This is a genomic window from uncultured Dokdonia sp. (assembly GCF_947492535.1).
In the GTDB taxonomy this organism is placed as follows: Bacteria; Bacteroidota; Bacteroidia; order Flavobacteriales; family Flavobacteriaceae; genus Dokdonia.
Window position 1 is genome coordinate 287,866 of record NZ_CANLNH010000004.1, and the last position, 22,246, is coordinate 310,111.

21 protein-coding genes are annotated in these 22,246 nt (G+C 35.4%); 4 read left to right on the top strand and 17 right to left on the bottom strand.

Features of this window, described 5'->3' with window-relative positions:
* Positions 1-71 precede the first annotated feature (71 nt).
* From Q1A60_RS07640 to Q1A60_RS07660, 5 genes are all read right to left on the bottom strand, one after another.
* Positions 72-614 carry a hypothetical protein gene (locus Q1A60_RS07640; RefSeq protein ID WP_299763897.1) on the bottom strand — a complete coding sequence of 181 codons (543 nt, stop codon included), beginning with the start codon at positions 612-614 and terminating at the stop codon, positions 72-74.
* 177 nt (positions 615-791) lie between these two features.
* A complete protein-coding gene (gene rpmA / locus Q1A60_RS07645; protein ID WP_089369816.1) occupies positions 792-1,052 on the bottom strand; it encodes a 50S ribosomal protein L27 in 261 nt (86 codons plus the stop codon).
* A gap of 58 nt (positions 1,053-1,110) precedes the next feature.
* A complete protein-coding gene (rplU, locus tag Q1A60_RS07650; RefSeq protein ID WP_299763895.1) occupies positions 1,111-1,791 on the bottom strand; it encodes a 50S ribosomal protein L21 in 681 nt (226 codons plus the stop codon).
* Positions 1,792-1,946: 155 nt separating this feature from the next.
* Positions 1,947-2,603, bottom strand: a complete 657-nt coding sequence (locus Q1A60_RS07655) for a DUF2461 domain-containing protein (RefSeq protein WP_299763893.1) — start codon at positions 2,601-2,603, stop codon at positions 1,947-1,949.
* A gap of 9 nt (positions 2,604-2,612) precedes the next feature.
* Complete coding sequence (locus tag Q1A60_RS07660) at positions 2,613-3,383, bottom strand: XRE family transcriptional regulator (protein WP_299763891.1); 771 nt, start codon at positions 3,381-3,383, stop codon at positions 2,613-2,615.
* Positions 3,384-3,636: 253 nt separating this feature from the next.
* Between Q1A60_RS07660 and Q1A60_RS07665 the strand changes: the two genes are divergently transcribed.
* Positions 3,637-4,074, top strand: coding sequence for a hypothetical protein (locus Q1A60_RS07665; RefSeq protein ID WP_299763889.1), 438 nt, complete (start codon positions 3,637-3,639; stop codon positions 4,072-4,074).
* A gap of 78 nt (positions 4,075-4,152) precedes the next feature.
* Here Q1A60_RS07665 and fabD read toward each other — a convergent pair whose 3' ends face one another.
* The 5 genes from fabD to Q1A60_RS07690 all read right to left on the bottom strand — a co-directional run bounded on the left by fabD (position 4,153) and on the right by Q1A60_RS07690 (position 7,998).
* Entirely contained in the window at positions 4,153-5,040 is an 888-nt protein-coding gene (fabD, locus tag Q1A60_RS07670; RefSeq protein WP_299763887.1) for an ACP S-malonyltransferase, read from the bottom strand.
* A 750-nt stretch (positions 5,041-5,790) separates the two neighbouring features.
* The gene (locus Q1A60_RS07675; RefSeq protein WP_299763885.1) at positions 5,791-6,360 is read right to left on the bottom strand and encodes a cysteine hydrolase family protein; all 570 of its coding nucleotides are present in this window, start codon (positions 6,358-6,360) and stop codon (positions 5,791-5,793) included.
* A gap of 181 nt (positions 6,361-6,541) precedes the next feature.
* Positions 6,542-7,009: a Dps family protein gene (locus Q1A60_RS07680; RefSeq protein ID WP_299763883.1), complete on the bottom strand. Its 468-nt coding sequence runs from the start codon at positions 7,007-7,009 to the stop codon at positions 6,542-6,544.
* A gap of 69 nt (positions 7,010-7,078) precedes the next feature.
* The gene (locus tag Q1A60_RS07685; protein WP_299763881.1) at positions 7,079-7,561 is read right to left on the bottom strand and encodes a dihydrofolate reductase; all 483 of its coding nucleotides are present in this window, start codon (positions 7,559-7,561) and stop codon (positions 7,079-7,081) included.
* Positions 7,558-7,998 carry a 2TM domain-containing protein gene (locus Q1A60_RS07690; RefSeq protein WP_299763879.1) on the bottom strand — a complete coding sequence of 147 codons (441 nt, stop codon included), beginning with the start codon at positions 7,996-7,998 and terminating at the stop codon, positions 7,558-7,560. The genes Q1A60_RS07685 and Q1A60_RS07690 overlap by 4 nt, the downstream gene beginning before the upstream one ends.
* A gap of 50 nt (positions 7,999-8,048) precedes the next feature.
* On the opposite strand from Q1A60_RS07690, the gene Q1A60_RS07695 reads away from it, so the two are divergent.
* Together Q1A60_RS07695 and Q1A60_RS07700 are read left to right on the top strand one after the other, a co-directional pair.
* Complete coding sequence (locus Q1A60_RS07695; RefSeq protein ID WP_299763877.1) at positions 8,049-9,119, top strand: aminotransferase class V-fold PLP-dependent enzyme; 1,071 nt, start codon at positions 8,049-8,051, stop codon at positions 9,117-9,119.
* A 213-nt stretch (positions 9,120-9,332) separates the two neighbouring features.
* Positions 9,333-9,626, top strand: a complete 294-nt coding sequence (locus Q1A60_RS07700; protein WP_299763875.1) for an isoamylase early set domain-containing protein — start codon at positions 9,333-9,335, stop codon at positions 9,624-9,626.
* Between the two features lie 343 nt (positions 9,627-9,969).
* Here the strand turns inward: Q1A60_RS07700 and Q1A60_RS07705 are convergent, their stop codons facing one another.
* Positions 9,970-11,073, bottom strand: a complete 1,104-nt coding sequence (locus Q1A60_RS07705; RefSeq protein WP_299763873.1) for a DUF4407 domain-containing protein — start codon at positions 11,071-11,073, stop codon at positions 9,970-9,972.
* Between the two features lie 304 nt (positions 11,074-11,377).
* On the opposite strand from Q1A60_RS07705, the gene Q1A60_RS07710 reads away from it, so the two are divergent.
* Complete coding sequence (locus tag Q1A60_RS07710; protein ID WP_299763872.1) at positions 11,378-13,027, top strand: HAMP domain-containing sensor histidine kinase; 1,650 nt, start codon at positions 11,378-11,380, stop codon at positions 13,025-13,027.
* Between the two features lie 195 nt (positions 13,028-13,222).
* On the opposite strand, the gene Q1A60_RS07715 is transcribed toward Q1A60_RS07710, so the two are convergent.
* The 6 genes from Q1A60_RS07715 to Q1A60_RS07740 all read right to left on the bottom strand — a co-directional run bounded on the left by Q1A60_RS07715 (position 13,223) and on the right by Q1A60_RS07740 (position 21,925).
* Positions 13,223-13,612: a DinB family protein gene (locus tag Q1A60_RS07715; RefSeq protein ID WP_363322576.1), complete on the bottom strand. Its 390-nt coding sequence runs from the start codon at positions 13,610-13,612 to the stop codon at positions 13,223-13,225.
* 143 nt (positions 13,613-13,755) lie between these two features.
* Entirely contained in the window at positions 13,756-15,183 is a 1,428-nt protein-coding gene (locus tag Q1A60_RS07720) for an amidohydrolase family protein (protein ID WP_299763870.1), read from the bottom strand.
* 10 nt (positions 15,184-15,193) lie between these two features.
* Entirely contained in the window at positions 15,194-16,381 is a 1,188-nt protein-coding gene (locus tag Q1A60_RS07725; protein WP_299763868.1) for a heparan-alpha-glucosaminide N-acetyltransferase domain-containing protein, read from the bottom strand.
* Positions 16,382-16,408: 27 nt separating this feature from the next.
* Complete coding sequence (locus Q1A60_RS07730) at positions 16,409-18,118, bottom strand: serine hydrolase domain-containing protein (protein WP_299763865.1); 1,710 nt, start codon at positions 18,116-18,118, stop codon at positions 16,409-16,411.
* Between the two features lie 175 nt (positions 18,119-18,293).
* Entirely contained in the window at positions 18,294-21,557 is a 3,264-nt protein-coding gene (locus Q1A60_RS07735) for a M56 family metallopeptidase (RefSeq protein WP_299763863.1), read from the bottom strand.
* On the bottom strand, positions 21,554-21,925 hold the full coding sequence (locus tag Q1A60_RS07740) for a BlaI/MecI/CopY family transcriptional regulator (RefSeq protein ID WP_299763861.1): 372 nt from the start codon (positions 21,923-21,925) through the stop codon (positions 21,554-21,556). The genes Q1A60_RS07735 and Q1A60_RS07740 overlap by 4 nt, the downstream gene beginning before the upstream one ends.
* Between the last annotated feature and the right edge of the window lie 321 nt (positions 21,926-22,246).

Sequence of the window (22,246 nt, forward strand, 5' to 3'; positions counted from 1 at the left end):
AAGATGATCGTGAACCTGTCGGCAGACAGGTTCGCGAAAGCGTACTCTTTATGATAATCTTGTATGAATAGTTACTTCTGAAATTGTAGGCTATTATAATTAGTGGTGCTTATGTATTCATTATGAAGTATCTTGGTGTAGTCTAAAATCTTTTTTTGATTCTTGTAGCTGGGAGACAAGGCATCTATAAATTCGGCATCTGTGATCGTAAGAACAATATACCAAGTACCTTCTCTTGTAATTGGGGGCTCTTCAAGTTCAATAGGAATGTTTTTGTCTCTCAATACTTCATTCGTAATTGCTGGAAGTAAATTGACCATACGAGATTTCTTTTCGGTTTCATAAAAAGAAATGTAGTAATTGGTATCATTTATTTGTACAGGAACATTGTTTTCAGAATCTCCTTCTTGATTTGGTGGAAACTTAGCGCTTATGTAATAATAAAACTCATTGGCATCTTTGGGATCTGTAAAAATGTATGCGTATTGATTAGGGAGTTTGCGTTTAAATTTTTGAGCTTCCATCCATTTTCCATTTTCTAGATTAGGAGGAATGCTAACAGGAAAGCAAGATTGAAGTAAAACGGCTATTAAAAGGAGCTGTATATTTTTCATAGTAGGATTGTTAGTTTTACGGATAATATCAAAAAGGATGCCTAAAATTTATTAGTGAAACTCAATGTAGAAAAGTCTATAAGATGTCTCTTATTATTATAGGATCAATTCTTTTCATAAAATAAAAAAGCCTTTTCTATTTAGAAAAGGCTTTTGTTTATAAGGAAAAAACAGTTCTTATGCTTCAAACGGTACGATTGAAACGTAAGATTTATTGTCTTTCTTTTTAGTGAATTTTACAACACCGTCCACTTTAGCGTGAAGTGTGTGATCTTTTCCACCGTATACATTTTCACCTGGATGGTGTGTATTTCCTCTTTGACGTACGATGATGTTCCCTGCGATTGCAGCTTGGCCACCAAAAATCTTAACGCCTAAGCGTTTCGATGCTGATTCACGACCGTTTTTAGAACTACCAACTCCTTTTTTATGAGCCATCTTGTTTCGGTTTTAGTTCCCGTTCTGCAACGGGATATAAGTTATACTTAACGGAAGCTTATGCTTTACCGCCGTCTAATTCGTCTTGCCATTTCTTAAGAGCATCCCACTCACCTGCAGCAGCCATTTCAGCTTGCTTTGGCCATGTGTCTGTAACGTGATTTCCACGTACACCTGCTATGATTTCAGAAATTTTAGCAGCATCAGTTTTTGCTAACTCAGCAAACGTTGCGATTCCAGCGTCTGTTAATGTTTGAGCAATTTTTGGTCCGATACCTTCTATTTTCTTAAGATCATCACCTTTTGAAGCAGCTTTCTTTGCGGGTGCTTTTTTAGCTTCAGCTTTAGGAGCAGCTTCCTTTACAGGAGCAGCCGCTTTTGGCTCAGCTTTTTTAGCTTCTTTTTTAGGAGCAGCTTTCTTAGCTCCAGATGCTGTGATGTTTTCGATTACGATTTCAGTAAGAGACTGACGGTGTCCGTTTTTAACACGGTATCCTTTACGTCTTTTCTTTTTGAAAACGATTACTTTGTCACCTTTTAGGTGTTTAACGACTTTAGCTCCTACTTGAGCTCCGTCTATAGCCGGGGCGCCGATCGTTACTTTGTCACCGTCACCGATTAAAAGAACGTTGTCAAAAGACACTTTCTTTCCTTCTTCGGTTGCTAGGCGGTGTACAAAGACTTTCTGGTCTTTTGCAACTTTAAATTGCTGCCCTGCTATCTCTACAATTGCGTACATAGCTATTAATTAATGATTAAAAATAACTTAATCTTTCGATTTAAGCGGGTGCAAATATACCACTAATCTATTAATTTACAAGGGATGCAAATGCTTTTTTTACTGCATTTACATAAGAAGAAATACAAAGATACGTTTTGATTGTTTTACAATGACTATTGTACCGTAACAGCTTCTCGTAAATAACGTCTAAAAGGAAGCATCTCTAAATAGACTTCTATACATTTTTCCTGATAGTTAGGATCTAGTATTTGCTTTCGCGAAAGCGTCATTTCAATACCAAATGTTTTATGTCTCAATAATTCAATATGCGGATGCTCTTTTGAAAACCCTTTTGGAGCTGTCTTTAAAGGATCATCATGATAGAGTGTCCCAAACATTTTTTTGAAGGATGGCTTTTCAAGTATAGCTAAAAGTTCTTCTCCATTATAATCTATAGCATCTCGAATACTTCGTAATACTGATTTTTCAGGACGCCAAAAACCACCCGCGAGTAGATTGTGCTTCAGTCCTATTTCTATATAAAAATCGCCTTGCTTGGTCAGTTGATCTAATCCAGCAGCAAAATGATCTTTGTAAATAGGTTTATTAGGCGCAAACATCAGATTGTTATTAATTCTATTGATTCCCTTTTTTCCTGGGGTATCAAAATAATCTGGATCTACTGTCGCTAGTTTGCTGTTAAGCTCATCTAGCCAACTCACAAAAAAAGTACGTACCGCCTTATATTCTTTTCGGTTGAGATCCATCCATTCCTTAGAATTGTTTTGCTGTAAGCGTTCTAAGAAATCAAATAATTCTGGGAAACCCATAAAATTGCATTAAGTGTTTAAATTTTTAATCTGACTCTTTAACTCTTGCATAGATGCTTGCAATTCTCGAAGTAATGTATGTTCAGAGCCTGAATCTATATTAAAAGTAAGCTTACTGTTGACTTGCCATATTTCTTGAATATCACTTACAAATACTTCATAAGGGACATATTCTTCATTAAGAGAAACCAATAATACTTTTGAAGAGTTTGGTAGTTTTTGTAATTTTTTTACCACAACGGCGTCTTGCATAACAACTACATACACTTTATTATCACTCGCATAATCTAAGCTTTCTACACCTTTAGCAAGTACCCAATCATCAGGTCTAAAATTAGGAAGCATACTATCTCCTTCAACTTGAAAACCACGATAAGTTGCATTGCGATATTGAGGTAGTGGAAGATCAAAAGCTGGGAGTTTTTGATACCATTCTACATCTTGAATATTATTAGGATATCCTGCCGCAGCTTTCTGATTTACTAAGATCATATTTTCTTGATCTTCTTTATCAACGATAACCACTTTAGGACTAATATCACCACTATCTGTTGTAAGTTGCTTTTGATTACTATATCCAAACAGCCATAATGGATTGACATTAAAAAGGCGTAATAATTCTGTTACTACACGACCCGAAAGTTTTGTACGACCACGTTCTATATCGGCAGTAGAATGTTTAATGCCTAATTGTTCTGCAAATTCAGACTGTGTAAAATCATGATCTTCACGTATTTCTTTAAAACGGCGTATCTCTGAAGGTAATTCATTTGTTCCCATTTGGTGAATATAAGAATTTTAGGAATATTTCCTAGTTATTAATTAGGAATATTTCCGTTTTTTCTATATGTGTCGTGATCCAGTTAGGAAGGTATAGACGTATATAAAGTATAATTTAAAGACTAAAGGTGTTTTTAAAGGTGTTGTTTGTGTATTTCATCGATAAAAACAAAACATTCATCTTGATTGCACTATTGATTAGGATGTATATGTTAATTTTGGTCCATAACTAATCGTCAAAACTTATAACGACATGAAACGAATTATTTTGAGTATTGCTGCTGTAGCTTTAGTTTTCAATATTACTTCTTGTAGAGAAGTAAAAGAAAATGCTGAAGAAGCAGGAAATGCTGTGGAAAATGCGGCTAATGCTGCTGGTGAAGCTGCTAACAATGCAGCAGACGCTGCAGGAGATGCTGTTAACGAAGCAACAAATGCTGCTGGGGAAGCAGTAGAGAATGCAACAAATGCTGCAGGTGAAGCAGTAGAGAGTGCAACCAATGCTGCGGGTGAAGCGATAGATAAAGCCGGTGAAGCTGTAAATGATGCTAAAGATGCTGCTGGAAATGCTGTAGATAAGGCTGGTGAAGCTGTAAAAGATGTAAAAGATGCAGCAGGAAATGCTGTAGATAAAGCGAAAGATGCTGCTAAAGATGCAAAAGACGCTGTAAAAAATGTTACTGACCATTAATATTTGTGATTAAAAGAAAGTAACTAAAAAGCCCGGCATTGCCGGGCTTTTTTTATAGTCGTATATAAAAGTAATTACCTATTCTGGCAATGCAGCACCACTTGCTGTAACATTACGATCTATTTTACGCATTAATCCTTGTAATACTTTTCCTGGACCTACTTCTACAAAGTGAGTAGCTCCATCTGCGATCATATGTTGTATGCTTTGTGTCCATTTTACAGGAGCCGTAAGCTGTGCCATTAAATTTTCTTTAATGACCTTTGGATCTGTAATTGCTGTCGTAGATACATTTTGATATATAGGACAGGTTGGTGTGTTAAATGTTGTGTTTTCTATAGCAGCAGCAAGTTCTTCCCGAGCAGGCTCCATTAAAGGAGAGTGGAAAGCACCACCTACAGGAAGTACCAATGCACGACGGGCTCCTTTTTCTTTTAGTGTTTCACAGGCAGCTTCGATAGCAGGAATGTCTCCAGAAATTACTAATTGTCCGGGACAGTTATAATTTGCAGCCACTACAATTCCATCAGTAGTTTTACATACATCTTCTACTACTTGGTCTTCTAATCCTAATACAGCAGCCATTGTTGAAGGTTGCATTTCACATGCTTTTTGCATGGCAAGGGCACGTTGTGATACCAGTTTTAATCCATCTTCAAAACCTAAAGTACCATTAGCAACAAGCGCACTTAATTCTCCTAGTGAATGCCCTGCAACCATATCTGGTTGAAAAGAATCTCCTAATACTTTGCTTAAAATAACAGAATGTAAGAAAATAGCAGGCTGTGTTACCTTGGTTTGTTTTAAATCTTCAGGATCTCCTTCAAACATAATGTCTGTAATAGCAAAACCTAAAATATCATTTGCTTTATGAAAGTAATCTTGTGCCAGTCCAGAGGCTTCAAATAAGTCAAGTCCCATTCCTGAAAATTGTGCTCCTTGTCCTGGAAAAATATATGCATTCATATATAGTTTGTTTATTTAGTTGTGTCTGCAAAAATACAGAAAGTTTTGTGTTGTTTGTCAAAGTGACTCATGACTAAAGGGAATCAGGGATCACGACGTTTTATTCTTAGTTATGGGTTTTGAAAAAAGATATTAAGGAGCGAAGAATAAGATTCCCTCCTTTGAAGGAATTACATGGACTATGTGAGGTGATTGAGTGATTTTCGCTTTTCGCGAAAATAATATCGAATACAAATAGAGTAACACTCTAATGACGGAGTAATACTCTATTTTAGTGTATTGTAAGCAAACTTTCTGTATTTAAAAAGCTCCTTCCCTTGGAGAGGGAAGGTGGCTGTATCGAGGTAACGAGACACAGACGGAAGGAAGAGAATGTTTATAAATAACACACCCCTTAGTCCCCTCTTTCTAGAGGGGAAACTCATATGTTTATCTTTTGGCAAATGATCCTGTATACGCTTTCGCGAAAGCGTACAAAAGAGTATTCGTTTTTTAAGTCCTAAGTCTTGAGTGTTAAAATACGAAAGTGACTTCATACGTCATTCTGAATTTATTTCAGAATCTCATCAAATTAAGCGCAAATTAGTGAGAAGCTGAAACAAGTTCAGCTTGACCAAAGAATATTTTTTTGATGATTAGTACTCGTAATATTATATCATTATACCGTAAGAATAATTTTTAAGCAGTATACGCTTTTGCGAAAGCGTACAAAAGAGTATTCGTTTTTAAAACCTGATTCCTGACTCTTTTTTAAACCATCTCAAGCAGCACCGAACTATCCACCACTTCGGCAAATTCTTTATGCAAACTTGCTAATGCGGTTTCATGAATCATCTCTGAAGAATAGGTTTGTCCGTTGAGTCCCTGTCTGTCAAACGTAGCAGTTGCATCAGAAATTAATAGCACATCAAATCCCAAATTTCCAGCCATTCTAGTCGTGGTAGAAATACAATGATTTGTAGTCAATCCTACAATCACTAGTTTATTGATATTTTGAGCATCTAGACGTTCTTTCAGATCAGTACCTATAAAGGCACTGTTCACATCTTTAATGATTAACGGTTCGTCGTTTTTAGGCTTTAAGGCGTCTATCATTTCAAATCCTGGATGGGATTTATGAAGTAATGAGTTTGGGTCCTGCGAACTATGAATAATATGGAAAATAGGGAGTTTTAATGATCTCCATGTTTCTAGTAACTGTAATGCCTTTTCTTCGGCATCTCTATTGTTTCTATTGCCACCCCAATGGGCTTCTTCAGAAAACCCTTTTTGAAGGTCTATCAAAAGTAAAGCGGTGTTCTGGTCTCTTAGTTTTGTCATTAGATTATTAGTGAAATATTATTTTGTAAAGTCTGTAAGACGCATATAAAATAGATAGTTGAACCTGCCTTTGCCGGCAGGCAGGCTAATCCCGCTTTTTCAGCGGGCTCTTGGTTTAATATCTCAACCCTTGGGTCGATTTCTTTATCGGGTTTAGTACTTGCCTTTGGATTTATACCTTTTATTGTAAATATGAGTTTAACATCCAAAGGGTTTTTTCTGTTTGAGAGATATAGTCACTCATTAATGCAACGGTTCCTTCATCATCTGCTTCGGCGGCAAGGGTTAAAATTTCTCTTTCTTTTAAGATAATGGTTGCAAAGTTTTTGACTACAATTTCAACACCTTCAATACCATTAGTGATTCCTTTTTCTTCTTTGATATCGGCATGACTTACGTAGGCCGTAAAGGTATGTAAAGGTTCTCCTTCTAAGGTAAGGATGCGTTCTGCAATTTCATCTATTTTAATCACGGCATCATTGTAAAATTCTTCAAATTTTAAATGCAATTCAAAAAACTCACGTCCTTTGATGTTCCAATGAAACCCGCGTAAGTTTTGATAAAAAACTTGATAGTCTGCGAGTAATTGGTTGAGCTCACTAGTTAGTACTTTGGCTTTACCTTGGTCAATCCCTATTAGATTTTTCATCGTGTTTGTTTTAGTCCTGTCTTAGTCGTATTAAAAGTGGTTTCTTTTGTTTGTAATTTTTGTATTTTACTAACGCTTCTTCCACGTCTCATACGTAAACCCAAATTTATGCCTGTCATCTACATCGTGAAACACACTTTCTTGTAATTCCCAAATAGCGGTATCTATTTTTGGAAAGAACGCATCGGCTTCAAATTCACTGTGAACGCGGGTGAGTTCGATATGGGTAGCAAAGTCGAGACCAATCGTATAAATTTCTCCACCACCAATAATGTATGCGTTTGAGTCATCTTTCGCGAAAGCGAGCGCATCTTCCATAGAATGTACCACTACAGCGCCTTCGGCTTTATAATCGGTATTACGGGTGATGACTACATGTGTACGATTAGGTAAGGGTTTTGGAAACGATTCCCATGTTTTACGTCCCATAATGATATGGTGTCCCGTAGTCAAGGTTTTAAAACGTTTAAAATCATCGGGTAAGTGCCATACAAGGTCATTGTCTTTTCCTAAGGCGTCATTTTCTGCCGCAGCAGCGATCATTGTTATCATAGGGGAGTATTCGGATCTATAGGTGTTACTGTGTTTTCGGCTGAAGTTTTTTTTTCAGGTAATGGATGTTCTACTGCTACTTTCTCTTCTAATACAGCAATTCTATCCTGTTGTTTTTTTACGAGTGTATTGATTTGTTCTTCCTCCCAATCTTTACCCATAAAACGGTTTAAGACAAAGACATTGATTCCGTGTACGAGGAAGAAAAAGGTCCACAGTAAAATACCCCACACAAACCAATCAGTATCAAATATTTTAATATCTTTTCCAAAACCCAATGCAAGATTTACAATAATCATCAGGATAGCGCCTGCTAAAAAAAGCACAAAATGACGATACAGTCTCTTTTTTTGACGCATACGCGCTTGTGCATTTTCAATTAATGCACGTTGTTCTGGATCGATAGCGGGTGGTGTTTTCTTTGAGAATATAGACATATATACGACCTTTACTCAAAATTAAGATTTTTAACCCGCACAGAAAAGTTATGACAGCATTTAAAAAATATTTCCCTATCACAAAACAATGTACGTATCTAAATACACCCGCTTCGGGTTTGTTGCCTGAACCAGTATTGGAATATAGACAAGAACATGATTTAGATTTTTTTGTGATGGGAAGTGCGATTAAAGATAATCGAGGTCCTGCACTCACAGCAGTACGTGAGAAAGTAGGAACCTTATTTTCTTGTGCTCCTAACCGAGTGGCATTGGTGCCTAACTTTTCGTACGGATTTAATACACTTTTAGAAGGTGTGCCAACGCCTAAAAAAGTATTGTTATTGGAGAACGATTATCCTTCGGTAAATTGGCCGTTTGAGTCGCGTGATTTTGAGATTGTATATGCGCACATAGATGGTGATTTGGAGAAAAATATTGTCTCCGCTTTCGCGAAAGCGCAGCCTGATATATTTGCATTTTCTGTCGTACAATACATCAACGGAATCAAAATAGACTTTGACTTTCTCAAACAGTTGAAAGCTACTTATACTGACACCTTATTTTTTGCCGATGCAACGCAGTATTTTGGAACGGAAGCTTTTGATTTTGATACATCGGCTATTGATGTGATGGGAGGAAGCTGTTATAAATGGATGAATGCAGGCTATGGGAATGGGATTTTCCTTATTAAAGAATCGGTAGCAGAAAAGGTATTTCCAAAAACGACAGGATTCAATTCTTTACAGGGGAAATATAAAGCACAAGAAGGGAGCTTTTTAGGACGTTTTGAACCAGGACATCAAGATACCTTAAACTACGGAAGTCTAGGGGTTGCGATAGATCTTATTAATGAATTTGGAATCGATACCATTGCACAACAAATACAGACACTTTCTAAAAAAGCAAAGGAAGCTTTTATTGAACGAGGTTTATTGGAAGAAGCTGTTGTACAACGAACGGCACATTCTTCCATCTTTAATTTAAAAGGAGATGAGGCTCTTCTAAAACGTCTTGAGTCTCAGAATATCGTAAGTATTTTACGTGGTAATGGGTTGCGCGTTGGGTTTCATTATTTCAATACAGAAGACGATTTACAGCAATTATTGGAGGTTTTGTAGTTTTTTTAGGTTGTATTTGTGATACGTAGTTATTGAAAATAGGAAATTTTACTAGCAAATTCATAGTTGAAAACGTTTGCGTTTTACCGTATTGTTTGTTTTACCTAGTGAATATTGTCATTCTGTAAAAAATGCTGTTAACTCCTTGATAAACTGTTTTTTGTTAGGTGCTATTTCTATATTTGGAGCGTACAATTTTAAATAAATCATCGTATGCCACTTACAAAGAAATACCTAAAAACAAAGCCTGTATGTAAAGTAACATTTACTGTTCCTGCAGCCGAAGCAACTACGGTAGCTGTAGCTGGAGATTTTAATGATTGGGACACTACAGCCTCTTTAAAGAAACTTAAAAATGGAAACTTTAAAGGAACTTTTGATATTCCAACAGAACAGTCGTATGAATTCCGTTATGTGATAGATGGAGAATGGACGAATGAGCAGGAAGCAGATCGTTTTGAATGGAACTCATATGCCGCTGCAGAAAATAGTGTTATAGAATTATAACATATCCTCATATATAATTCTATACTATATACCCGAATATAGTATTTAGTAAACATTGTGTGTAAAAATAGCGTAATCCTCTATGATAGAGTTTTACGCTATTTATTTGAATATTCAAGTAGTAGGTTGTTTTGCTATAAAGATATAATATATTAATAAATAAAAGGTAGTTTTCGATTTCGCTAAAAAAACGGGATTAGCCTGCCTGCCAGAAAACACAGGTTCAGCGAACTATTTTGAGTATATTTTTCAAATTTCTCAAAATAGCGTTTTACTAAAAAGGGTGTGACGATGAAGCGGTATCTATCTACTATATGGATAGATTCATCACACCCGTATATGATTATCCTAATATCTTAGTTTGCCTGCGATAAAAAGCATCTTGCTGTCGCTTCATAATTTCTTTGGCCATCTTTTTCTTATAGCTATAAAGCTCTTCCTCATTGGCAATATCAGTATAGATACGATCATTTAAAATATGATCTGTTTCTGTTAAGATTTTACGTTGTGCTGCTTTTTGTGCGCTCCATGCTTTTATGGTGGCTTCGTGATCGGCGAGTTTTATATCGTATTCTCCCATAGGGGAGATCAATTTTGAAAATATAGGCGCTGTTTCGATCGCTAGAAATAATAGAAATATGAATAGGGATGGAAGCCAAGGTAATTCTTTCATGGCGTCTATACGTGCCATGAGTCCGTCAAAATTATTAATGATAGGCTGGCTCGTGCTTACGGCTGTATTGAACTCATCTCTAAGGCGTGTTTTTTCCGCTTCCGCGAAAGCGATCTTATCAGCACTGGAAGCTTTAAGTGCGGTAAGTTCTTCCAAGGCAGCATCGTGTTTATCACGCTTTTCTTGATAGACGGGACCCTTGCCCAAAAGTTCGGTGCCTGCCGTGCCTTCTGCTTCGGCAATATAGATTTCATAGAGGTTATTGACCTCTGTTTCTTTGGTTGCAATCTCGTCTTTAAGACTTGTTATTTCTCCATCAAGTTTATTGATTTCTGGAGTATACGCAGCTAGGATTTCGCCTTGATTCTGAACGGTGTAATCGTTCTTTTGGCTTAGCATCACCCGATCTATTTCTTTTTCAAAAATCTTAAGTTCCAGAGGTTTTGAAATTACAATAGCAATAATTACCGCTAGAATAAGACGTGGTACTGCCATGCCAAATTCTCTCCACCAATTATCTCTTTTTTTGAGTGTAGAGACAATAAAACGATCTAAATTAAAAATAACAAAGCCCCAAAGAACTCCAAAAAGAATGGCTCTATATACATTGTCAAAAATAGTGTATAATGCATAGGTTGCTGCGATAGCTGCTAGAACAGCTGTAAAAAATACGGTGGCGCCTATGCCTGCATATTTATTTTTCTCCCCACGAGAACAGGTGTCTAGCACATCTCTGTCTGCTCCAGAACAGAGAATGAAAAATTGCTGTATCATAAAAGTATGTTTTGTATTCGCTAGTAACGAACTGGTTGATTGATGATGCTGTGCCTATAAGAACGCAAAAATGTATAGAATGTTACATTTTTTTTAGAAGAAGTGTGATATGCTACTTGAATTCTGGGATATACGTTACTTTGATAAACTCAGTATATTTTTTACGATATCGAACATGTGAGACCTGTCTGCGAGCAGACAGGTTCACAATCATTGGGAGAGCGAAGCATTAAAGCATAAAAAAAGATATTGTAATACACCATATGTATAAGTTGTATCTTTAGCTAGTTAAAATTTAATTATTTTGAAACGCTCCATTCATTGGTATTTATGTTTTTTCTTACTCTTTCTAGGAGGAGTTGCTGTCTATCTATTGCACCAAAATAATGTAGAGAAAGTTAAGATTTCTAATAAACAGCAATTAGCTTACATACATAATCGTGCTGTAAATCAATTTTCTAGTAGTATACAGAATCTAGCAGGACTTGTAGCAGGTATGAAATCATATGTTAATATGTCTGAGGAGATGCCGAGTCAGCATCAATTTCAGAAGTTTGTACAAAGTCAGCTAAATGATATAAATAGCAAAGATTCTATCGTTATTTCAGTGATAGATACATCACATATATTTAGGCAAGCATTTACTCGGTATGAAAATGATCCAGCAAATTTAATAGGTAGTTCTGTAAGAGATTTTCGTAGTGAAGAAAAAATAAAAGCGTTAGATACTTTAATGGAAACTGATGATCTTACGATGTTTCCGCCTATAAATCTAAGAGAGGGTTGGTTAGGAATACCTATAAATTTTAGAATAAAACGCCATGGTATTGTAGAAGGATATGGAGCTCCTATTCTAAATTTTGCTACCATTATGTCTAGTATTTATGATGATGATGCGGTGACTAAAGATTTTGTCTTTAAGTTTTCTACAGAGCATGGGCATGAGTTTGATCGTACACGATCATATAATGGGACAGACGTATATACAGAGGAAGTAGATACAGAGTTTTATAAAAACTTTGATGTTCCAGAAGATGCTTTTATCTCTACAACAAAAGAATATTTTGGTTTTGAGATAACCATAGCAACAGCGTATAAAGAATTGCCACTTCAGGGAAAACGTTTCAGAAATATTTTGTTATTGTATTATGGGCTTCTGATTTTAGTGCTATTCATTATTACGTGGCAATTAGATAGATATCGAAAATTAAACAACAGATTAGAAATTGCAAATACAGAGATTGCAAGTCAAAATGAAGAATTACAAGACTTGAATCAAACAAAAAACAGGTTTTTTACCATGATAAGTCATGATGTAAAACAACCATTACAATCGGTGGAAGGGTTATTGGGGTTATTGCAGAATGAAAAAACAAATGATCCTTCTATCAATTCTCTTTTTAAGGAGATTAGAAAGGCTACAAGAAATACAGTTGACTTATTGAATAACTTATTACGTTGGGCACTTTCGCAAACAGGAGAACTTGCTTATGATCCAGTTACGTTTAATATGACAACAGTTATTCAAAAAACAATTGCATTGGTAGATCAACAGGCACTGGCAAAAAAGATTACGATTGTTCAAAATTTAGATGATACCATTCGTTTTTATGGAGATGTAGATATGATCCGAACGGTTGTGCGTAATTTAACGTCTAATGCTATAAAGTATACAGATATAGGTGGGGAGATTGTTATCAATTCGTACCTTCAAGATGATAAAATTCATATTTCTATAAAAGATAATGGGATTGGGATGAATCCAGAACTCGCTTCTTCCTTGTTCCAATTAGGAGAGATGGTAAGTAGAGAAGGAACAAGTGGGGAAACAGGTACAGGTCTTGGTTTAATACTCTGTAAAGAATTTATTGAGAAGCATCATGGAGATATACAAATATCAAGCATGCCTGATGAAGGAACTACATTTACGATTATATTACCTGTGAGTGCATAACTATACGCTTTCGCGAAAGCGTATAAAGAAACCATTACTTTAAGAATGTATTTATCTGTTCATTACTCTAATTTTCTAGTGAAATTTTTAGTTTTTACCTCAATCCTAAAGGAAGAACTAAAAATTTCGTCGATATTCCCTTTAGGGTTAGGGAAGAAATCAATGGAATTACTCAAAATGTACAACAAGTTGTATTTATGATTTTATAACAGTTAGATAAGCCTCCCAAGGACCTACATCATGTTTTAAATATTTTGCTAGTACTCTCGTAATCTGATTGATATGGCTAAGATCGTGAATTGTCCAAGCGGCCAGTAGATTTTTTAAAGTGACACTACCTAATTGAGGATGTTTTCCCTCTTTAGCAAGCTCCTCTTGAGTGAGGGCAAGACTTTTTAAGATGTCGATGTTTTCCGCTCTTAGAATTTTAAATTCCTCTAATAGCATTTCTAATGTTTTTCCTTTGCTATTTTCAAATTGAGCAAAACGATCAAAAGGCTCAAATGCATCTGTATGTGTAGAATCTAAAATTTGCTTTATACGCGGAATCCAGTCTGTTTTTTCCCCATGGATGATGTGCCAAATACTATTATATAGACTCCATGTGTTTTTATACTTTTAATTTGATGCACCCAATCGGGATCTAAATTTTCTAAAAATGTTTTTAGAATAACGGGAGTGCGTTCTAAAACTGGAATAATTTTTTCTAATTGAAATGCTATTATGGTTTAGTTTAAACCTACTTTTCCTTTTACGGATTCAAAGAGCTTTTGAGAGTCAAAGCCAATACCATCTTTAAAAACAGTTTCTAATTTTCTGATGTTTTTAATATCTGTTCTGAGATCTCCATCTATTACTAAAAGATCTGCTTTTTTACCTACAGCAATACTTCCAACTTCGTTATCTACTTCTAAAAAGGTAGCGCCATTAAGTGTGCATATCTTGATAGCTTCTTCAAGTGTAAATCCAGCTTCTATGAGAATCTCTACCGTACGCTGATTAGCATAACCAGCGACGGTACGTCCTGCGCCTGTTGGATCTGTTCCGGCAACAAGAAACCCGCCTTTATCATAGAATTTTTTGATCCAAGCTAGGTTTTTGTGATAGAGTTTTGCAGCAATATCATCTCTACCTTGTGCTCTGTCATACCCAGATTGTAAGCGTTCCTGTATTTGTGGCATTAAGGCCTCCAGACCACCTCCGGGTACTACCTCATGATTGGTATAAGGTTCAAAGACATTAGGCGTTGTTGTAATTACCGTCTTGTTTTTGATTAGTAAATCAATAAGTTTTGTGATATTTTCTCCATCTTCAGGTTCGCGTATCAAGGCACTTCTGGATCCAAAAGGATCACATTTATTTTCTTCTTTTCCATCAAGGAAATCACTGGAAGCCATAAATCCATGTTCTAAATTATCAATCCCTATTTCTGAAGCTTCTTCATAGGTGATAGAGCATAAGTGTCCGGTTACTTTAAGACCGCGTTTATGTGCTTCGGCGACACAGATTCTAAGGTCTTCTTTTGTGATATTATTATATACTTTAAATGAAGTCACTCCTTTATCTGCCCAATAGTTGACAATTTTAGAAACTTCATCTGTGTTTCCTATAAAACCTAATTCAGGAACACGTGGTCCTTCCCGTTCTATAAAAGGTCCTGTGATATGCATTTTAGGTCCTGTCATTTTCCCTTCTTCTATCCATTTTTTGACATTCAAATCAGTTTGTGGTTGAATACTTCCACCTGTTCGCATAGAGGTAACTCCTCCAGCTAAATAGAGTCTGGGGAATGTGAATGTCATTTGTCCTACACTAAACCAATCTTCGAAAGGCTTGGTATAAAACATATGCTCATGTAACATGACAAGTCCCGGGATAACTGTTTTTCCTATACCATCAATCTGTTTAAGATCACTAGGGAGTGTCATAGAAGCTGTATTTCCTATAGCTTCAATACGTTGATCTTTTATGATAAGGGTTTGATTTTCTTTGATGGTGTTTCCTGTACCATCGATAACAGTGACATTCGTGATAGCAAAATGGGCATTATCTACTGTGATAAAACGTTTTACTGTGTCAGAGAATTCCTGTGCATGTGTTGATGTGATACCAAATCCTAAGAAGAGAAATACGAAAAAAGATTTTACTATGTTCATTCTGTTTGTGTTATATGTAGCTGAGCCACCAAGTTCCTTTGTGTGTTGCTTTGTATTTCATAAACCATTTACAAATGGGATATAACAGTATGATCATAACAACCCATACAAGATACACAATCCCTAGGGAGTATCCATAGCCAGAAAGTGCTCCAGAACTCATGGTTTCATTATCTAAGATCATAGTGCGCCAGTCTTTGCCTGTGATAAGGAGGCCTAGTACAGCACCTGCATGTACCACAAAAACATGTATGACATAAAAGAAGAAAGGAACTCTTCCAAAAACAATTAAAAAATTGGTAATTCGGTTTTTTATGTTTTCAATAGCATATAGAAATAAAAATGCAGGCCCTAAAGTGATTAATAGAAACAACAATGATGGCGGGTATTTTGAGAGTATAAAATAAGAGATAATCGTTTTAGAAAAAGATTCTTGTTCAGACCATAACATACGATCTCCATATATGTTGAAACTTCGTAAAATGAAAAAGAGTGCAATAGATGAAATCCCTAAAATAAGTAATCCTTTTTTTCTTGTATCTATAGAGGCATTCTTTTTATAAAAATGTCCAAAACAATACCCTAAAATAATAACCCCTATCCATGGGAGTACAGGATATGAAAAACATAATAGACGGGCTTCGCCTATAGAAATACAACTTAACTCATGAAATATTTTCCATAGGGTAGACCATGGATTTTCATCAGGAATACTAATACCGTCAAGTGTATTATGACCTAGTACAATGAGAAAACCAAGTGCTATTAATATTTTTTTTGGAAGATGAATGAGTATCCCTAAAACAATCATACAGAAACCAATCGCCCAGATTACTTGTAGATTAATCATTCCATAACTAATATCAAACCACCAAAGTAAATTATTAATTGCGATTTCGACAATAATAAGCCATATTCCTCGGGTAATCAAAAACTTTGAAAGTGTCTTTGTGCCGTTCTTTTGTCCGTATAAAAATGCTGAAGTTCCTGCTAGAAATACAAATACAGGTGCGCAATAATGCGTTATAAAACGTGTAAAATATAATGCGAGGTTTGTTGATTCTAAGTTTTCAGGAAAATTCCCTGCAAAAGCATTGATGTGGAAATAATCTCTTACATGATCCAATACCATAATAATCATCACTAAACCTCTCAGGATGTCTATAGATTCGATGCGTTTTGAAGATGCCTGAGCCATGACGATTTACTTAATTAGAGGCCTAATTTATTTTTTTACGAAATGCAGGTTTTGAACACGCCCAGCAGAAGTTCTAAATGATTGCTGATCTTTTGCGAAATCAAATGTTATAAATCCAAAGACACTAAATACGTCTTTCATAATTGGTTCAACCGAAGAAAAACTTTCTCCATTTACGTATAAAGTTAATTGGTTATTTTCATTTTTGAAGGTGTAAGTCACATCAAGTTCTTTGCTATAATAATCACCTTCATAGCGTTGTATCTGTTCTGGTGTAAGTTGTGTAACAGGTTCGTATTTTTGAAAATTAGAAACTCCTTGTCCTGGAATATCTAATATAAAACTTGAAGGTTTGTTTGGATTGTCTATGGTAAGTTTTATAGGAATATTAGGGCCTATCCATCTAAACGTATTTTTTGAGATAGGTTCCATTTTTGTGATTCTTCCGTTTCCACGATCATATACGAGTGTATCGTTCACTAAGGTTAGGTTTCTACTTATTTTTGAATCTGCACCCCAATAGGAACCTTCTAGTTTTTTAAGATCGGCTGTTGGGATTTTTATGGAGTTTGCTTTCGCGAAAGCAGAATTAGAAACAGCAGCATCTTCAGCATGAGTAGATGTCTCAATAGGGTCTAAAAATAGGTCTGTTACTTTAGAAGCAAGGTCATCAGGATTTGCATCACCTCGATTTGCAAGAACAACAACGGTAAAATGTTTATCAGGAAATTGAAATTTTTGTGCACGAAATCCCACAAAGGCACCACCATGACTTATGATTTTATGACCATCATATAAACCCACTTCAAGACCTGAAGCATACTCATTGGTGGTTCCGTCATTAAGTATTGTTGTGGTTGTCATCGTCTTCCAGAAATTCTGAGTAAGAACGGTAGAGTTATAATAGGCATCGTCCCATTTCTTTACATCTTCTATAGTTGTAAAGATCCCTCCATCACCTATCATATTAAGCGTGGTCATACTAATTTGGAACCCTCCATCTTGTGTAGGAGAATATCCTGAAGCACGGTTTTTTACAATCGCTGTATAATCATTATGAAAATGCGTATTATTCATTCCTAAAGGTTTGAAAATCTCTTTCTGGGCATAATCTGCCATAGATGTTCCTGTTACTTTCTGAACAATTTGGCCAAGTAGCCAGTACCCAGAATTACTATATAAATGCTCATCTCCAGGCTTAAAATTAAGCTCTTCTTGGTTGATGAGCCATTTCATAACATCTTGGTCTGTATAAAAATCTTCATCACCTAAGCCGCTTAGCGATGCAAGTGTTAGATAATCACGTATGCCACTGGTATGATTAAGGAGGTGTCGTACGGTGATTGTTTTTGCATAGCTAGGAAATGCAGGCAAAAAGGTATCTAATGTTGCGTCTAAAGATAGTTTTCCTTGTTGAGCAAGTAATACAATACAAGCTGCTGTAAATTGTTTTGACGTAGAGGCAATTCTAAATACAGAGGTTGATGAGATAGGGATGTCATATTCTAAATTAGCATATCCATATCCTTTTGCATAGATGATTTCTCCATCTTTAAAAATGCCTAAAGCTGCTCCTGGATGATCTGCTTTGTCAGTATCTGCAAATACAGCATCTACTTGTGCAGCAAGTTCTGGAGTAATTTTAATGTGCGTAGGTGGAGTTTTGATTTGTCCTGAGACCGCTTTCGCGAAAGCGAATACAAGAAAAACAGAAAGAAAGAGTGATTTAAATTTCATGATGAATGATGTTACGTTTGATAGCGATTAAACTCAATAAGATGATTGGTCTTATTATAGAAACTTCCTTCTGTAAATATAGAAAAGGAAAATTTTATCTATTTGTAAAGATATATAAAAAGAGAAGCTCACTAGTAGTGAACTTCTCTGGTATGCTTTTTTATGGAATTATAGCTTAAATGTCTGCTAAAAGGATGGTTATTTCTTTCTCATTTTCAGCAAGTCTTCTTCCTGTGACAATAGTGGGTCTCGCTAATAATAATTTTTCGCCTTCTGCTACAGATAATTCTTTCCCATTATAACGAAATTTTCTGGTTTTTTTCTTTAATCTTTCATAGTCACTTGCATAGATGTTATTGTCTATGCCTGAATCTAAATTATACTGTATTTCTTTATCGGTAAGCTTATATAATGTAGCCATAAATATGTTTTGATACGTTACTTCATCCTTAATAACTTGATCTTTTATACCATACTGATGTGTGCTCAAATAATCCAACGCTTCTTGTGTAGATAAAGCCTTTCCTTGATAGAAAAATTTAGTGTCTCTAGCAGATATAGGACCTCTTATTTCTATAGGAATTGTATCACCAGATTTTATTGCTGCCATTTTCTGACCTGAGTTAGGAGTCGCTGTTTTAACTTTTACAGGAGCAGGTGGCGGTGGTGGAGGAAGTGCAGGATAGGGCTCAGCATTTTTCTTTTGCGTTTTTGTCATTCTGCTATAAATCTCATACATAAAAGCCACCTCCGTTTTTAGTATTTCCCCATTAGGATTTTTACCATACTTCTTTGCAAGTTTATTATAAACGCTAATGTCTTTTTTAGAGACAGGTTTTTTGCTTTGTTTTTGAGTTTCTACGACAATAGGTTTTGCAGAAATATAAGTTTTAGGAGCATTTGTGTAAGGATGTCTTGTCTGTACATTAAGATTTTCATTTGCTTTTACAAGACTCACCGCTTTTTCAAAAGTTACCTGTTTGTCTTCATAATAAAACACGCCACCTATATCATTCATGCTTTTTAGATGGTCTTCTACACTTGGCGGTGGTGGCGGTGGCGGTAATTGTGCTTCAGGAGCTCCTGGTGCTGGTGGTGGCGGTGGAGGTGGTGGCACTAAATCCATCCCTCCATTGGCTTTTGAAAAATTGGTTTTTAAGAATTCTTCATTTAGTTTTTTAATAAAACCTTTAGCTGGATTTTTAACAAGTGTAGAAGGAAATGCTTCTGCATAATCTGTTGCTGACCAATCTCTTGTAATGGCATCAATATCGCTACGTAGTGTTGCTAGAGACGAAGGCTTTCCGTTTACACGAACAGTGTTCTTTCTTATTTCAATAACGAGTCCTTTCTCTCCATTTCTTTCGGCGCCTTCTACAAACTCTTTAGCATAGTTTTGCTTTGTTTGGTTATACATAGCTTCAAATGCCTCTTTTTCAATATTTTGTTTTTGTGAATTTCCTTCTTGATTTTTTTCCAAAAATTTTTCTAGATATTCTTTATGCCCTTCTGGATATCCTCCTTTTTCTCTCCAATAGGTGTTTGTCATTAGATTTACTTGTACATCATACTTCCCATAGTCTATAGTATTTTTCTCTATAGTGCTTTCTGTAAAATAAGGGATATCATCTGGTTGATATGCAGTTAACACTTCGTTGCTAACTTTTACTCCGTTTATCCATATGCCATATTGATTTGTGTCTAACCATCTTTTAAGATCTTGCTTTGTTGGGTGTTTCTCTTTTAAAGAGTTTTCAAGGGTAGTGTTTGGGAAAATATTACCCATATACACTTGTACTTCTTTAACACCGTATTCATAAAGAACGTTATGTAGCATGTCTACTTGATCTTGTTGCTCTGGTTTTGGTTCTGAAATTGTGGCACTAATAAGCTGTTGTCTTTCTTCTTTTGTATTATTTGTGTTAAAGCTCTCCAGTACTGTCATTAACGTAGCATTTGTTGCTGGAATATCATTGATTGTATAATTATCATTATCTATAATTTCAATATTTAGATAATTTACATCCTCATTTGTGGTATGGGTTTTATACACAGAATGGTTTTCAATACGTTTAAGTTCAGTGCCATCTTGCATCGTAAGTTTACCGTTGTCAAATGTAAATGTGTGCCAATCATTACCTATTGTAAATTCCATTCCATTGTCAACAAGATTTGGATAATAGCGTGTACTTTTGTTTGTAGATGTATTAATAACATCACAGGTCGGACCTCCATTTTTGGTGATAAAATGATACTTGGTTTCACCATCTGGTGTTGACCAAATACCATCAATACGATAACTTACGGTGTCTTCTGGCGGCGTAAAATAAGTGCTGTCACCTAATTTTAAAAATCCATTATCTGCAATAGATAACTCCCATAATTCGCTATCAGGTAAATTACCAGATGGTAAAAAATAATTTCCATCCTTAACTGTGATAGGGGCTTTTACAACTTTCTGATCCCACCAGAGTGTTCCATCCTCTTCATAGATAAATACGTCTTGATTTTCATTAGCATGGTCTATCCAATGTCCCTCAATAGCAAGATCGTTATTTGGTTGTGCAATAATCCCTTGATTAAAGACCAATACACAGCCTACAATAATGGGAATGAGTAGTAGCGCACTTATTGCGAGTCGCTTTCGATTAAATGATTGTGATAACATAAGAATTCGTTTTTTTGTTGATGAATAATTAAATGGACTCTCAAGGGTAGTGTGATGAGCACTACTGGCATAGTTTAAGAGTATATGTTGGTATTGATAAATGTCGTGTTCTTTTTGAATTGCCCCTTGGTCTGCTAGGAATTCATGATTCAATGTGATAGATTTTTTAGTCATCCAAAACAACGGATTAAACCAAAATACCACTTGTAAAAATTCTATAAATAAGATATCTAAAGAATGCTTTTGACGTACGTGTGTAGCTTCATGCGCAATTACTTCTGTTGGTATTTCTTTGTTTTCATACCGCTTTCGCGAAAGAAAAATATACTTCAAGAACGAGTGTGGAATAATAGACTGTTGTAAGAGCGCTAACGTAAAATGTCTTCGGTCTAGGGTTTCTGCCGTTGTGATTTTTCGCTTTAAGCGAATTAAATTTAATAGAAAACGTCCTCCAAAAATAAGGGTTCCTAATCCATATATGGCCCATAAAATATAGGGAAGGTAATTTGTTTTTTCTTCTATAGGTACGGATTGTACAGGTGCTGAAACTTGATCCCAAGCGTGTGCAAACTCGCCTATCCAAATTTCTTGAGGTGCCTCGGAAGTAGTATATGTAAATGTTATTAATGGTATCGTTAATGAAAAAATAAGACTCGCTAATAAATAATACCGTTTAAAATGATGAAGTGCTTTTGCTTCTAATACGATTTTATAAAACCCAAATAAGACCGCAAGACACAAGGTGCTTTTTATAAGATATGTAGTAATCATTGCTTTTTCTTTTTAAGTTGACTGTCTATAATCCCTCTTAATTCTTCCAATTCTTTCTCGCTTAGATCTGTTTCTTGTGTAAAGAAAGAAGCAAACTGGGAAGCAGAGTCGTTAAAGAAATTTTTAATAAGTCCGTTTACGTGTTTAGAAAAATAATCCGTTTTCTTTACCAATGGAAAATATTCTCTAGAGCGTCCGTATTGTACATAATCTACAAACTCTTTATCCTGCATTCTTTTAAGTAAGGTAGCAATAGTCGTGGTAGCTGGTTTGGGATCAGGGTACGCATCTATAAGGTCCTTCATAAATGCGCGTTCTTGTTTCCAAAGGAGTTGCATGAGTTGTTCTTCTGAAGCAGATAATGCCATTTCTTTCTACATTTTTAGAATTAACTCTACAAATGTAGAATAAAATTTTAATTCTACAAGTGTAGAGTAAAAATTTAACAAAAAATGGTGTGTTTTTGTTATGTAATTGTTTAATTAAAAAAAGATAATTATGAAATTAAGTGAATTTAAAAAGTATCAATTAGAGAATACCGATAAAGTTTTTGGAGGAATTACTATTAACTATAAAACTTCATTACACCAACTAATTTATTGGTTATAATGAAGTTTTTGATAAAATGAGGTAATGTTTAAATGCGTATGACACTACATTCACGTTTACATTTTGATATGTAAATTGTG

Coding starts and splice junctions, on each gene's coding strand:
- Q1A60_RS07740 (WP_299763861.1), bottom strand. CDS start 21,925: ATGGCATTATCTGCTTCAGAAGAACAACTCATGCAACTCCTTTGGAAA.
- Q1A60_RS07705 (WP_299763873.1), bottom strand. CDS start 11,073: ATGATACAGCAATTTTTCATTCTCTGTTCTGGAGCAGACAGAGATGTG.
- Q1A60_RS07725 (WP_299763868.1), bottom strand. CDS start 16,381: ATGGCTCAGGCATCTTCAAAACGCATCGAATCTATAGACATCCTGAGA.
- Q1A60_RS07720 (WP_299763870.1), bottom strand. CDS start 15,183: ATGAACATAGTAAAATCTTTTTTCGTATTTCTCTTCTTAGGATTTGGT.
- Q1A60_RS07735 (WP_299763863.1), bottom strand. CDS start 21,557: ATGATTACTACATATCTTATAAAAAGCACCTTGTGTCTTGCGGTCTTA.
- Q1A60_RS07680 (WP_299763883.1), bottom strand. CDS start 7,009: ATGAAAAATCTAATAGGGATTGACCAAGGTAAAGCCAAAGTACTAACT.
- Q1A60_RS07640 (WP_299763897.1), bottom strand. CDS start 614: ATGAAAAATATACAGCTCCTTTTAATAGCCGTTTTACTTCAATCTTGC.
- Q1A60_RS07675 (WP_299763885.1), bottom strand. CDS start 6,360: ATGACAAAACTAAGAGACCAGAACACCGCTTTACTTTTGATAGACCTT.
- Q1A60_RS07730 (WP_299763865.1), bottom strand. CDS start 18,118: ATGAAATTTAAATCACTCTTTCTTTCTGTTTTTCTTGTATTCGCTTTC.
- fabD (WP_299763887.1), bottom strand. CDS start 5,040: ATGAATGCATATATTTTTCCAGGACAAGGAGCACAATTTTCAGGAATG.
- Q1A60_RS07665 (WP_299763889.1), top strand. CDS start 3,637: ATGAAACGAATTATTTTGAGTATTGCTGCTGTAGCTTTAGTTTTCAAT.
- rpmA (WP_089369816.1), bottom strand. CDS start 1,052: ATGGCTCATAAAAAAGGAGTTGGTAGTTCTAAAAACGGTCGTGAATCA.
- Q1A60_RS07700 (WP_299763875.1), top strand. CDS start 9,333: ATGCCACTTACAAAGAAATACCTAAAAACAAAGCCTGTATGTAAAGTA.
- Q1A60_RS07685 (WP_299763881.1), bottom strand. CDS start 7,561: ATGATAACAATGATCGCTGCTGCGGCAGAAAATGACGCCTTAGGAAAA.
- Q1A60_RS07690 (WP_299763879.1), bottom strand. CDS start 7,998: ATGTCTATATTCTCAAAGAAAACACCACCCGCTATCGATCCAGAACAA.
- Q1A60_RS07655 (WP_299763893.1), bottom strand. CDS start 2,603: ATGGGTTTCCCAGAATTATTTGATTTCTTAGAACGCTTACAGCAAAAC.
- Q1A60_RS07660 (WP_299763891.1), bottom strand. CDS start 3,383: ATGGGAACAAATGAATTACCTTCAGAGATACGCCGTTTTAAAGAAATA.
- rplU (WP_299763895.1), bottom strand. CDS start 1,791: ATGTACGCAATTGTAGAGATAGCAGGGCAGCAATTTAAAGTTGCAAAA.
- Q1A60_RS07695 (WP_299763877.1), top strand. CDS start 8,049: ATGACAGCATTTAAAAAATATTTCCCTATCACAAAACAATGTACGTAT.